The sequence below is a fragment of the Xanthomonas sp. NCPPB 3570 genome (genome assembly GCF_056725115.1).
In genome coordinates this window covers 24,648-36,994 of record NZ_CM161513.1, presented here as the reverse complement: position 1 = coordinate 36,994, position 12,347 = coordinate 24,648, and the positions used below count along the sequence as shown (strand labels likewise).

The window sequence follows — 12,347 nt, the reverse complement described above, 5'->3', positions numbered from 1 at the left end:
ACGGCATGACCTGCGGCCACTGCCGCACCACCGCGCGCGCGGCACACTGTGTCCATACCCGCTGCATGCCGGACGATCGACACGCAGGACGGGCCCGGTTCATCCACCTTGCCACGCAATGCCGCTGTTGCACTCCGCCACGAGGACGCCGCCATGCCCCTGACTCTGCGCCATCCGGATCTGCTGTTCATGCTGCTCGGCCTGAGCTGGGGCGCCTACGAGATGCTGCTCAGCCGCCGCCGTCGCGCCGCCGACGGCGGTGCCCGCGACCAGGGCACGCTGCGCCTGCTGTGGCGTGTGCTGTACGCGGCGGTGGCGCTGGGCGTGGTGCTGTCGATGCTCGGCGTGTGGCGGTATGCGCCGCACCTGCAGGAGCCGCTGCGCTGGACGGCCTGCGTACTGCTGGCCGGCGGGCTGGCGCTGCGGCTGTGGTCGATCCGGGTGCTGGCACGCTGGTTCACCGTCGACGTGACCATCCAGGAGGGCCACCGTCTGGTCCGCCATGGGCCGTACCGCTATCTGCGCCACCCCTCCTACACCGGCGCGCTGCTGGCGTTCTACGGGCTGGCACTGGGCATGGGCAACGTGCTGTCGCTGCTGGCGATCGTACTGCCGGTGACCTGGGCGTTCCTGCGCCGCATCCGGGTGGAGGAAGCGATGCTGACCCAGGCCTTCCCCGAGGACTACCCGGACTACGCCGCGCACAGCTGGCGGCTGCTGCCGTGGGTGTGGTGAGGCCGCGCCGATGGGCACTGTCGACCTGATCCTGGCCGCCCTGCACCACCTAGCGATGCTGCTGCTGATCGCCGCGCTGGTGGCCGAATGGGCCCTGCTGCGCGCGCCGCTGGCGCGCATCCAACTGACGCGGCTGGTCCGCATCGACGCCATCTACGGCGTGGCCGCGCTGCTGATCCTGGCGGCCGGCGCGCTGCGTGTGCGCTATGGAGTCAAGGGCGCCGACTACTACCTGCACAACCCCTGGTTCTGGGCCAAGCTCGGCACCTTCGCGGCGATCGGCCTGCTTTCGCTGGTGCCGACGCTGCGCCTGCTGCGCTGGCGCCGGCAGGCGCGGCGCCAGCCTGACTGGGCGCCGCCGCCCGCGCAGGTGCGCACGCTGCAGCGCTTGCTCGGGCTGGAACTGGCCCTGGTGGCCGTGCTGGTGGTGCTGGCTGCGGCGATGGCGCGCTATCGAATGTTCTGATTGGTATGACCAATTACGCGCCGTATCTTGCTGCGGTGATTGACGTTGCGTGAGACGTGGCGCCTAATGGCCAGGCCACGCGCTTTACTATCACGCAATTGGTATGACCAATCTATCCGCTACCGCCAGCGCCGACGCCCCGGCCGAGTCCCCAGCCCGGCTCAGCGACCGGGTCGCCGCCCAGTTGCGCGCACTGATCGCGCAACGCGGCCTGGCCGTCGACGCGCGCCTGCCCGCCGAGCGCGCCCTGGCCGCGGAACTGGGCGTGTCCCGCCCGGTGCTGCGCGAGGCCATCGCCCAGCTCGCCAGCCAGGGGCTGCTGCGGGCGCGCGTGGGCGGCGGCACCTACGTGCAACGGCCGCCGACCCCGGAGGACCAGGTGGTGGCGCCGCTGCAGCCGTTCCTGCCGCTGCTGCACGCCGACCCGGAGTACCGCTTCGACGTGCTGGAGGCCCGCCATGCGCTGGAAGGCGCCACCGCCTGGCACGCGGCGCTGCGCGCCACCGCCGACGACCGCGCGCGCATCGACGCCGCGTTCGAGGCGCTGCTGCAGACCCACGCGCAGGCCGATGCCACCGCCCAGGCGCACGCCGATGCCGACTTCCACCTGGCCATCGCCGAGGCCACCCACAACCGCGTCCTGCTGCAGGTGATGCGCGGCCTGTTCGACCTGCTGCAGGCCAACATCTCGCAGAGCCGGCAGCAGTTGTTCGCCTCGCCGCGCATCTTCGCCGCCCTGCACGCCCAACACCGCGCGCTGCGCGACGCGATCCTGGCCGGCGACCCGGAACGCGCACGCGCCGCCGCGCACGCACACCTGGAATTCGTGCACAGCGCGCTGCGCACGCTCGACGAGGACGATGCACGCCGCGCGCGTGCCTCGCGCCTGCCCTCCTCTCCCTGACCGCCCTGCCCCGATGATCATTTCCGCCGCCACCGACTACCGTGCCGCCGCCCAGCGCCGGCTGCCGCCGTTCCTGTTCCACTACATCGACGGCGGCGCCTATGCCGAACACACCCTGCGCCGCAACGTGTCCGACCTCAGCGACATCGCCCTGCGCCAGCGGGTGCTGCGCGACATGTCGGCGCTGGACCTGCACACCGAGCTGTTCGGCGAACGCCTGGCCTTGCCGGTGGCGCTGGCGCCGGTGGGCCTGACCGGCATGTACGCGCGCCGCGGCGAGGTGCAGGCGGCCAGGGCGGCGGCGGCCAAGGGCGTGCCGTTCACCCTGTCCACGGTGTCGGTGTGCCCGATCGAGGAAGTGGCGCCGGCGATCGACCGGCCGATGTGGTTCCAGCTGTATGTGCTCAAGGACCGCGGCTTCATGCGCAACGCGCTGGAGCGGGCCAAGGCGGCCGGCGTGAGCACCCTGGTGTTCACCGTGGACATGCCGGTGCCGGGTGCGCGCTACCGCGACGCGCATTCGGGCATGAGCGGCCCCAACGCGCCGCTGCGGCGCATGCTGCAGGCGCTCACGCATCCGCGCTGGGCCTGGGACGTGGGCCTGCGCGGGCGCCCGCACGACCTGGGCAACATCTCTACCTACCGCGGCCACCCCACCGGGCTGGCCGACTACATCGGCTGGCTCGGCGCCAACTTCGATCCGTCGATCTCGTGGAAGGACCTGGAGTGGATCCGCGAATTCTGGACCGGGCCGATGCTGATCAAGGGCATCCTCGACCCGGCCGACGCGCGCGATGCGGTGCGTTTCGGCGCCGACGGCATCGTCGTCTCCAACCATGGCGGACGCCAGCTCGACGGCGTGCTGTCCAGTGCGCGGGCGTTGCAGTCGATCGCCGATGCGGTGAAGGGCGAGCTGAAGATCCTGGCCGACTCCGGCGTGCGCAGCGGCCTGGACGTGGTGCGCATGCTGGCGCTCGGCGCCGACGCGGTGCTGCTCGGCCGCGCCTTCGTCTACGCGCTGGCCACCGCCGGCCGGGCCGGCGTGGAACACCTGCTGGGCCTGATCGAGAAGGAGATGCGGGTGGCGATGACCCTGACCGGCGCCAGGTCGATCGCGGCGATTTCGCGCGAGTCGCTGGCGCAGGTGACGCGCGAGGCGATGGTCTCGGCGTAACGCCGGTCGCGGCGGCCCTGGCGCCGCCGCAACCGACCTGCCCTAGCCGGCCTTGCGCCGCGCCGGCGCCTTGCGCGCGGCCGGCTTGGCCTTGGCCGCCGCCGGTTTGGCCCGCGTCGCCTTCTTGGCCTTGCCGGCCGCGCTCTTGGCCGGCTTGCCGCTCTTCTTCGTCGCGGTCTTGCGCACCGGCACGCGCTCGTCCTGTTTGGCCGGCGTGCGCTTCTTGGCCTCCAGGCTCTTCTGCAGCAGCGACATGAAGTCGACCACGTTGGTGGTGGCGTCCTCGCGCTGCGGCGCCTCGGCGTCCTCGTCGACCTGGGTGGTGCCCTCCTGCGCCTTGATCCGCTTCTGGATCACCGCATGCAGCCGCTCGCGGAATTCGTCGTGGTAGGCGTCGGGGTCCCAGCGCCCGGACATCGAGTCGATCAGCTGCGCCGCCATCTCGGTTTCCTTGGCGCTGATCCGGTAGTCGGCCGCCTTGCCGCTGGGCAGCGTGTAGTCGTCCAGGTCCACCAGTTCCTGTGGATAGCGCAGCAGGATCAGCACCAGTGCGTCCTGCAGCGGCATCACCGCCGACAGGTATTCGCGGGTGCGGATCACCACCCGCGCGATGCCGACCTTGCCGGTGCTGCGCAGGGTCTCGCGCAGCAGCACATAGCCCTTCTCGGCCTTCTTGCCCGGCACGAGCACGTAGGGCTTTTCGAAATAGCGCAGGTCGATCTCGGCGGCGTCGACGAAGGCCTCCACCTCCACCGCCTCGTGGCTCTCCGGCGCGGCCGAGGCGATGTCCTGCTGCTCGACCACCACGTAGTTGCCCTTGCTGTATTCGTAGGCCTTGACGATGTCCTTCCACGGCACTTCCTCGCCGGTGTCGGCATTGACCCGCTCGAAGCGGATCGGGCGCTTGTCGCGCGCGTCGAGCATGCGGAAGTGCAGGTCGACCCGGCGTTCGCCGGACATCAGCGATACCGGCACGTTGAGCAGGCCGAAGGACAGCGTGCCGGTCCAGATCGGGCGCGGCATCAGTGCGCCTCCATGCCGGTCGCCTGCGCCGGCAGGTGGTCCAGCGCCTGCCAGGCGTCCTCGACCACCTGCCGCGCCTGATCCCAGTCCAGCCGCGAGTCGCCGCGCACCAGGTCCCAATGCGCGGCCAGTTCGCCATCGGTCTCGGCCTCCGGTCCGCGCGGCCAGCCGCGGGCGTGGGTCTGCAGGGCGAAGGCATAGGCCGGGCACAGGTCGCGCCACGGGGTGCGGTGGCGCGCACGGCGCTGGCGGTAGTCGGCCAGGCTGTAGCGGCGGTAATCCGGCGCATCGTGCGGGCGCGGCGCGGCGCCACGGCGGCGCGGCGGCGGCACGCTCGGCAAGGGGTCCAGATGGGCGTTGAACAGCAGCGGGTCGGGGCGGTCGCTGGGGCGCATGGCAGGGCTCCGGGCGGCAACGTCGGCGGGGGGATGCGCAGCAGTAGCGCCCGCCCCGTTAGCGGTTCGTGACCGACGCGTGCAAGGGCCGCGATTCGCAATGGCTTCACTGCCGCGGCGGTGAACTGGACCTCCGCCGCCATTCCTCTGGAGGAACCGGACATGTCCACGCCCACCGACCCGCTGCGCCGCGCGGCCCCCCTCCCCGGCGAACAACGCGGCAAACGCGAGACGCAGCTCAGCGAAGACCGCGGCGCCGGCGACCGGCCCGAGACCATCGTCGAACACGAACCACGCACCGGCGAGGATCGCCCTGCCCCGCCGGACACGCCGGCGCACTCCACGCCGGACACCGCGCACGGACGGCACGCCGACGCCAACCAGGACGAAGCGCTGGAAGAAACCTTTCCCGCCAGCGACCCGGTGTCCCCGTTCGTGCCGGCGAAGCCGCCGAAGGCGTCGTAGGCCACCCAGGGCATCGTCGGCGCGATGCATCACATCGGTAGGAGCGGCTTCAGCCGCGATGGAGCCGGGATTGGGGAATAGGGAATGGGGAATCGCAACAGCGCCTCCCACACCGGGGTTCCTACTGTAGGAGCGGCTTCAGCCGCGACCACGCGAGATCGAGAAACGCCCTGTCGCGGCTGAAGCCGCTCCTACACCTTCCCCGCCGCCTTCAGCGCGGCGTACTCGCTGTCGGTGAACAGGCGCGAGCGCACCAGGAAGCGTACGCCCTCGCCGTTCTCCAGCGAGAACATGCCGCCGCGGCCGGGCACTACGTCGATGATCAGCTGGGTGTGCTTCCAGTAGGCGAACTGCGACGGGCTGATGTAGAACGGCGCCTGCCCAATCTCGCCCAGCAGCACGTCGCGGTCGCCGACGATAAAGTCGTCCTGCGGATAACACATCGGCGAGGAACCGTCGCAGCAGCCGCCGGACTGGTGGAACAGCAGTGCGCCGTGCCGCGCCCGCAGCTTGGCGATCAGCTGCAGCGCCGGCAGCGTCGCCAGCACCTGCGGCGGCAGCGCGTCGGCGGGCGCGGACGCGTCCATCAGGTGGCCATGTCCAGCACGATGCGGCCTTCGATCTTGCCGGCATGCATGCGTGCGAACACGTCGTTGACGTTGTCCAGGGTGTCGGTGGCCACGGTCGCGGCCACCTTGCCCTGCTCGGCGAATTCCAGCGACTCCTGCAGGTCCAGACGCGTACCGACGATCGAGCCACGCACGGTCACGCCGTTGAGCACCATGCCGAAGATGTCCAGCGGGAACTGGCCCGGCGGCAGGCCGTTGAGCGACACGGTGCCGCCGCGGCGGACCATGCCGATGGCCTGCTCGAACGCCTTCGGCGAGACCGCGGTGACCAGCGCACCGTGCGCGCCGCCGATTTCCTTCTTCAGGTACGCCACCGGATCGGTCGTGCGCGCGTTCACCGTCACCGTCGCGCCCAGGCGCGAGGCCAGCGCCAGCTTGGCGTCGTCCACATCCACCGCGGCCACGTTCAGGCCCATCGCCTTGGCGTACTGCACCGCCATGTGGCCGAGGCCGCCGATGCCGGAGATCACCACCCAGTTGCCGGGCTTGGTGTCGGTGACCTTCAGGCCCTTGTACACGGTGACGCCGGCGCACAGGATCGGCGCGACCTCGACGAAGCCGATGCCCTTCGGCAGGTGGCCGACGTAGTTGGCATTGGCCAGCGCGTACTCGGCGAAGCCGCCGTTGACCGAGTAGCCGGTGTTCTGCTGCGTCTCGCACAGGGTTTCCCAGCCGCCCAGGCAATGCTCGCAATGGCCGCAGGCCGAATACAGCCACGGAATGCCGACGCGATCGCCTTCCCTGACGTGGTCCACGCCGGCGCCCACCGCCACCACATGGCCCACGCCCTCGTGGCCGGGAATGAACGGCGGGTTCGGCTTCACCGGCCAGTCGCCTTCGGCCGCGTGCAGGTCGGTGTGGCACACGCCGCAGGCTTCGATCTTGACCAGGATGTCGCCGGCCTGCGGCCGCGGCACCGCCACTTCCTCGATCGCCAGCGGCTTGCCGAATTCCCGCACCACGGCGGCTTTCATCGTCTTGTCCATTGCAACGCTCCTGAGAAAAACGGGTACTGTCACCATCGCGCGACCGGCGACGGATTGCCTTGATCCAGATCAGTTGGCGGCAACGCGACGACACGCCTGTGCGCGTGCCGCCGCCCTGCCCGCACGTCAGAAGAAGCCGAGCGCCTTCGGCGAGTAGCTGACCAGCAGGTTCTTGGTCTGCTGGTAGTGGTCGAGCATCATCTTGTGGTTCTCGCGGCCGATGCCCGACTGCTTGTAGCCGCCGAACGCGGCATGCGCCGGGTAGGCGTGGTAGCAGTTGGTCCACACGCGCCCGGCCTGGATCGCGCGGCCCATGCGGTACAGCCGCGCCGCATCGCGGCTCCACACGCCGGCGCCCAGGCCGTACAGCGTGTCGTTGGCGATCGCCAGCGCCTCGGCCTCGTCCTTGAAGGTGGTCACCGACACCACCGGGCCGAAGATCTCCTCCTGGAACACGCGCATCCTGTTGTGGCCCTTGAACACCGTGGGCTTGACGTAGAAGCCGCCGGCCAGCTCGCCATCCAGCGCGTTGCGCTCGCCGCCGATCAGCACTTCGGCGCCTTCCTGCTTGCCGATGTCGATGTAGGACAGGATCTTCTCCAGCTGCTCGCTGGAGGCCTGCGCGCCGACCATGGTGTTGGGATCGAGCGGGTTGCCCTGCTTGATCGCCGCCACGCGCTTGAGCGCCTTCTCCATGAACTTGTCGTAGATCGATTCCTGGATCAGCGCGCGCGACGGGCAGGTGCACACCTCGCCCTGGTTGAAGGCGAACAGCACGAAACCTTCCACCGCCTTGTCGAGGAAGTCGTCGTCCTCGGCCATCACGTCGGCGAAGAAGATGTTGGGCGACTTGCCACCCAGTTCCAGCGTCACCGGGATCAGGTTCTGGCTGGCGTACTGCATGATCAGCCGGCCGGTGGTGGTCTCGCCGGTGAAGGCGATCTTGGCGATGCGCGGATTGCTGGCCAGCGGCTTGCCCGCCTCCAGGCCGAAGCCGTTGACCACGTTGAGCACGCCCGGCGGCAACAGGTCGCCGATCACCTCCATCAGCACCAGGATCGAGGCCGGGGTCTGCTCGGCCGGCTTCATCACCACGCAGTTGCCGGCGGCCAGCGCTGGCGCAAGCTTCCAGCACGCCATCAGCAGCGGGAAGTTCCACGGAATGATCTGGCCGACCACGCCGAGCGGCTCGTGGAAGTGGTAGGCGATGGTGTCGTGGTCGATCTCGGAGATGCCGCCTTCCTGCGCGCGCACCGCACCGGCGAAATAGCGGAAGTGGTCCACGCACAGCGGCACGTCGGCGTTGAGCGTCTCGCGCACCGGCTTGCCGTTGTCCCAGGTCTCGGCATAGGCCAGCAGTTCCAGGTTCTGCTCGATGCGGTCGGCGATCTTCAGCAGCACGTTGCTGCGCTCGGTGCTGGAGGTCTTGCCCCAGGCGTCCTTGGCGGCGTGCGCGGCGTCGAGCGCAGCCTCGATGTCCTCGGCGTTGGAGCGCGCCACCGCGGTAAACACCTTGCCGGTGATCGGCGTGCTGTTGTCGAAATACTGCCCGCTCTTCGGCTCCACCCACTTGCCGCCGATGAAGTTGCCGTAGCGCGACTTGAAGATGGACTGCGGATCGGTGGCATGCGGCTTGGCGGTGCTGACGGCATTCATCGTGGTGTCTCCTTCGGCGGTCGAGAAGGACAGGGCAGGCCCGTCCGGGTAGCTGCACATGCGCAAGACCGATGCCAGGTTTTGCGTGCTGCGCCGCGTCACGCGTTCGCACCGCGACACAGCGACGCACCCCGCCCGGTTTTGCTGCGTTGCGCCACGCCTGCTGATTGCACCGCGCCGGCGGATGTGCTGTTTATCGGAACACCCGTATCACCAGGTGTCGCAATCTGCGACAGCGGAGCCGGACATGGCGCAGCACCCTTCGCAACACCAACTCGGCCAGGCCCGCCGGGCCTTTTTCGAACGCGGCGGCGCGCCGGTCGGGCAGGTGCCCGACACCATCCTGCAGTCGTGGCAGCGCTGCCAGCGCCTGGGCCTGGCCGCGGACGCCAAACCGGCGATCGAGCCACTGGAGGCCTCGCGCCTGCGCGCCCTGCGCGAGGCGCACGAGCGACTGTGGCGGCTGGCCCGCGCCGAACTGGAAGGCCTGGCCGGCGACGCCGCGGCCACAGGCAGCATCGTGCTGCTCACCGACGAGGCCGGCTGGATCCTCGATGCCGAAGGCAGCCCGCGCTTCCTCGACAAGGCGGGCAGGGTGGCGCTGATGCCCGGCGCATGCTGGAGCGAACCCCAGGTCGGCACCAACGCGATCGGCACGGCGATCGTCGAAAGCCGCTCGGTGGAAGTGCGCGGTGGCGAACACTACTTCGCCCCGCACCAGATCCTCAGTTGCGCCGCGGTGCCGATCTTCGATCCGTACGGCGCCCTCGCTGGCGTGCTCGACATCTCCGGCGACGCCAGCGTGCAGCACATGCACGCGCTGGCGCTGGCGCGGATGGCGGTGGCCAACATCGAGCACCGCTATTTCGACGACGGCATTCCCGGCTGCGAACTGCTGCGCGTGCACCACGACCCGGCGCTGCTCGGCACCGCACGCGAGGCGCTGCTGGCCTTCCGCAACGGCCGCCTGGTGGCCGCCAACCAGGCCGGGTTGCGGCTGTTCGGGCTGGAGCGCCACGAACTCGGCCGCGCGCCCTACGAGGCGCTGTTCGAAGAGCCGCTGTCGCGGCTGCGCCAGCAGGGCAGCGTGTTCGATCTGCAGGGACGGGCGCTGCACGGACGCATCGACAGCCCGGCCGACGACCGTCCGCGGCGGCGCCCGCAGCAGGCGCCGATCACCGTGACCGCGTCGTCGCGGCCTTCGGCGGCGGCGGCGTCCGACGCACCGCTGTTCGACGCCGCACAGGAGCTGGCGCTGGAACGCGCGCGGCGCGTGCTCGACGCGCAACTGCCGGTGCTGGTGCAGGGCGAGACCGGCACCGGCAAGGAAGTGTTCGCGCGCGAACTGCACCGGCGCAGCGCACGCGCCGGGCGCCCGTTCGTGGCGGTCAACTGCGCGGCGCTGCCGGAAGGGCTGATCGAAGCGGAACTGTTCGGCTACGAGGACGGCGCCTTCACCGGCGCGCGCAAGCACGGCAATCCGGGGCTGTTGCGTCAGGCCGATGGCGGCGTGCTGTTCCTGGACGAGATCGGCGACATGCCGCTGGCCCTGCAGCCGCGGTTGCTGCGTGTACTGCAGGAGCGCGAACTGCTGCCGCTGGGCGGCGGCAAGCCGGTGAAGCTGGATTTCGCGCTGATCTGCGCCACCCACCGCGACCTGGACGCGGCGATGGCCGAGCAGCGCTTCCGCCCCGACCTGTACTACCGCATCGCCCACCACTGCGTGCAGGTGCCGGCGCTGCGCGCGCATCCGGACCGGCGCACGCTGGTCGCCGAGCTGTGGACGCGGCTTGGCCAGGGCAGGCGCCTGACCGAGGCCGCCCTGGCGACGCTGAGCGCCTATGCGTGGCCGGGCAATCTGCGCCAGCTGGTGGCCTGCCTGCGCACGCTGGTGGCGCTGAGCGATCCGGACGCGCTGGTCGATAGCGACGCGTTGCCGGCCTATCTGCCCGGCGTGCGCGCGGCAGAGCAGGGCAGCAACGCCGGCACCGCGATGCCGTTGCCCGATGCCGACCTCGACAGTCTCGCGCTCGGCGCCATGCGCCAGGCTCTGGACGCTTGCAACGGCAACGTCTCGCAGGCCGCACGCCGGCTCGGCATCAGCCGCAGCACGCTGTACCGGCGGCTGCAGTTGGGCGCGCACTGAGATCGCGTTTCGCTGCGTGCCGGCTGCGCCGCGCGGTTGTCGACGTCGGGTTTCTCGCAGGAGCGGCTTCAGCCGCGACGCGACTCCATCGGTCATGCCAGTCGCGGCTGAAGCCGCTCCTACAGGACAGCAGTGCTTCTTGCCGAGTTTCGACAGATCTCGCAGGACGCCGCGTCACGGTTGGCCGCCGCTCTCGCATCCAACGCATCTTTCGGACGATCCATCGCCCGCGACTGCCGCGTCCGAACACGGCGAGCAGCGCGCGGCGGCGCCGACGATGCTCCAGGTTCCTTCAAGACCATGGAGCATCACATGCAACGCTTGCACGGCAAGATCGCGCTCATCACCGGCGCCAGTTCCGGCATCGGCCACGCCGCGGCGCACCTGTTCGCACGCGAAGGCGCATGCGTGGTGCTGGGCGCGCGCCGCGGCGCGCTGCTGCAGACAATCGCCGCGGAGATCGAGGAGGCCGGCGGCCAGGCCGCGTGGCTGGCCGGCGACGTCCGCGAGGAGGCCTATGCGCAGGCGTTGGTGGCGTTGGCCAGCGAGCGCTTCGGCGGCCTGGACATCGGCTTCAACAATGCCGGCACCCTGGGCACCCTGGTGCCGACCACGCAGCTGCAGGCGCAGGCCTGGCGCGACGCGCTCGACATCAATCTCAGCGGCGCATTCTTCGGCGCCAAGCATCAGATTCCGGCGATGCTGGCACGCGGCGGCGGGTCGGTGATCTTCACCTCGACCTTCGTCGGCCACACCGTCGGCTTCCCGTGCACCGCCTCCTATGCCGCCAGCAAGGCCGGCCTGATCGGCCTGACCCAGGCGCTGGCAGCGGAGTTCGGACCGCAGGCGATCCGGGTCAACGCCTTGCTGCCGGGCGGCACGCACACGCAGATGGCGGAGGCGATGAACGGCACGCCAGAGGCGCTGGCGCAGGTCGCGCAGCTGCATGCGCTCAAGCGCCTGGCGCAGCCGGACGAACTGGCGCGGGCCGCGCTGTTCCTGGCCTCGGACGAAGCCGCGTTCGTGACCGGCAGCGCGATGCTGGTCGACGGCGGGGTGTCGATCAACCGCAGTTGAGCGGCGCGCTGCTGCCGTCGGCCTGGCTCATCGCGACCGTGCCGGTGCCGCCGGTGCGCGGGGTTCGCGCCGGATCTGCCGGCCGGTGGCTTCGGCCTGCGCCTTGAGCGCCGGCGGCGCCGTTGGACTGGTCGCGACGAACGCCGCCAGTTGCAGCGCCAGCGGTGGATCCATCAGGCGCAGCAGGCCCAGCGCGTGGCCTTGCCGCACCGGATCGCCCGAGGTGATGTCGGCGTAGAAGAGTTCCACGTACTTGCTCTGCAACGAGCGCGCAAATTCACTGTTCTTGTCTTCCACGCTGAGCTTCGCCAGCGCCAACTGGCCTGCGGAAATCTTGTCCGCGGCGGCATTGCCGTAGAACGCCAACACCGCCATCGCCAACGGCGCCAGCATCTTCTCCAGGAGCCGGAACGCGCGCTCGGCCGGGGTTTTCCGCGTCTGCAGCGCCTGCTTGAGCCGGGCGACGTCGCTCAGCAACCGGTCGAGCTTGTCTTCCACGGCAATCCCTCCGCGACATCGACGCCTGCATGGGCCATCCATGCGGCGCTGCCTTCCCTGCGTCTAAGCGTCGCCGGCGGCGGTTTGTGAAGCGCGCATGCCACGGTGTGCCGCAGGACCCGCGGACAGGTCAGGGCAGGGGCTCCGGCGCTGCTCGACGAAGCAGTCCTGCGCCACCGCCGAACAGGATTCC

At 70.2% G+C, this 12,347-nt stretch carries 13 protein-coding genes; 7 read left to right on the top strand and 6 right to left on the bottom strand.

All coding sequences use genetic code 11. The features are described 5' to 3' along the window. Positions 1–153: 153 nt before the first annotated feature. From AC1PLR_RS00175 to lldD, 4 genes are all read left to right on the top strand, one after another. Positions 154–735 (top strand): methyltransferase family protein, encoded by a 582-nt coding sequence (locus tag AC1PLR_RS00175; RefSeq protein WP_267107224.1) that lies wholly within the window; start codon positions 154–156, stop codon positions 733–735. Positions 736–745: 10 nt separating this feature from the next. Next, a complete protein-coding gene (locus AC1PLR_RS00170) occupies positions 746–1,201 on the top strand; it encodes a DUF2214 family protein (RefSeq protein WP_481102254.1) in 456 nt (151 codons plus the stop codon). A gap of 103 nt (positions 1,202–1,304) precedes the next feature. Further along, on the top strand, positions 1,305–2,105 hold the full coding sequence (lldR, locus tag AC1PLR_RS00165) for a transcriptional regulator LldR (protein WP_481102253.1): 801 nt from the start codon (positions 1,305–1,307) through the stop codon (positions 2,103–2,105). A 13-nt stretch (positions 2,106–2,118) separates the two neighbouring features. After that, positions 2,119–3,279: an FMN-dependent L-lactate dehydrogenase LldD gene (gene lldD / locus AC1PLR_RS00160; RefSeq protein WP_481102252.1), complete on the top strand. Its 1,161-nt coding sequence runs from the start codon at positions 2,119–2,121 to the stop codon at positions 3,277–3,279. 42 nt (positions 3,280–3,321) lie between these two features. Here the strand turns inward: lldD and ku are convergent, their stop codons facing one another. Together ku and AC1PLR_RS00150 are read right to left on the bottom strand one after the other, a co-directional pair. Further along, complete coding sequence (ku, locus tag AC1PLR_RS00155; protein WP_481102251.1) at positions 3,322–4,302, bottom strand: non-homologous end joining protein Ku; 981 nt, start codon at positions 4,300–4,302, stop codon at positions 3,322–3,324. After that, on the bottom strand, positions 4,302–4,697 hold the full coding sequence (locus tag AC1PLR_RS00150; RefSeq protein ID WP_481102250.1) for a hypothetical protein: 396 nt from the start codon (positions 4,695–4,697) through the stop codon (positions 4,302–4,304). Before AC1PLR_RS00150 ends, ku begins: the two co-directional genes overlap by 1 nt. Before the next feature lie 162 nt (positions 4,698–4,859). Here AC1PLR_RS00150 and AC1PLR_RS00145 point away from each other — a divergent pair, with 162 nt between their 5' ends. Beyond that, positions 4,860–5,162 carry a hypothetical protein gene (locus AC1PLR_RS00145; RefSeq protein ID WP_481099446.1) on the top strand — a complete coding sequence of 101 codons (303 nt, stop codon included), beginning with the start codon at positions 4,860–4,862 and terminating at the stop codon, positions 5,160–5,162. A gap of 191 nt (positions 5,163–5,353) precedes the next feature. Here AC1PLR_RS00145 and AC1PLR_RS00140 read toward each other — a convergent pair whose 3' ends face one another. The 3 genes from AC1PLR_RS00140 to adh form a co-directional block, all read right to left on the bottom strand. Beyond that, positions 5,354–5,749 (bottom strand): DUF779 domain-containing protein, encoded by a 396-nt coding sequence (locus AC1PLR_RS00140; protein ID WP_481102249.1) that lies wholly within the window; start codon positions 5,747–5,749, stop codon positions 5,354–5,356. Continuing rightward, positions 5,749–6,777: an alcohol dehydrogenase AdhP gene (gene adhP, locus AC1PLR_RS00135; RefSeq protein ID WP_481102248.1), complete on the bottom strand. Its 1,029-nt coding sequence runs from the start codon at positions 6,775–6,777 to the stop codon at positions 5,749–5,751. Before adhP ends, AC1PLR_RS00140 begins: the two co-directional genes overlap by 1 nt. A 126-nt stretch (positions 6,778–6,903) precedes the next feature. Next, positions 6,904–8,433 carry an aldehyde dehydrogenase gene (adh, locus tag AC1PLR_RS00130; RefSeq protein WP_481069925.1) on the bottom strand — a complete coding sequence of 510 codons (1,530 nt, stop codon included), beginning with the start codon at positions 8,431–8,433 and terminating at the stop codon, positions 6,904–6,906. Positions 8,434–8,680: 247 nt separating this feature from the next. Between adh and AC1PLR_RS00125 the strand changes: the two genes are divergently transcribed. Together AC1PLR_RS00125 and AC1PLR_RS00120 are read left to right on the top strand one after the other, a co-directional pair. Continuing rightward, on the top strand, positions 8,681–10,579 hold the full coding sequence (locus AC1PLR_RS00125) for a sigma-54-dependent Fis family transcriptional regulator (RefSeq protein WP_481102247.1): 1,899 nt from the start codon (positions 8,681–8,683) through the stop codon (positions 10,577–10,579). A 312-nt stretch (positions 10,580–10,891) separates the two neighbouring features. Then, positions 10,892–11,656, top strand: coding sequence for an SDR family oxidoreductase (locus AC1PLR_RS00120; protein WP_481102246.1), 765 nt, complete (start codon positions 10,892–10,894; stop codon positions 11,654–11,656). A gap of 27 nt (positions 11,657–11,683) precedes the next feature. On the opposite strand, the gene AC1PLR_RS00115 is transcribed toward AC1PLR_RS00120, so the two are convergent. Beyond that, entirely contained in the window at positions 11,684–12,154 is a 471-nt protein-coding gene (locus tag AC1PLR_RS00115; RefSeq protein ID WP_481102245.1) for a hypothetical protein, read from the bottom strand. Positions 12,155–12,347 lie beyond the last annotated feature (193 nt).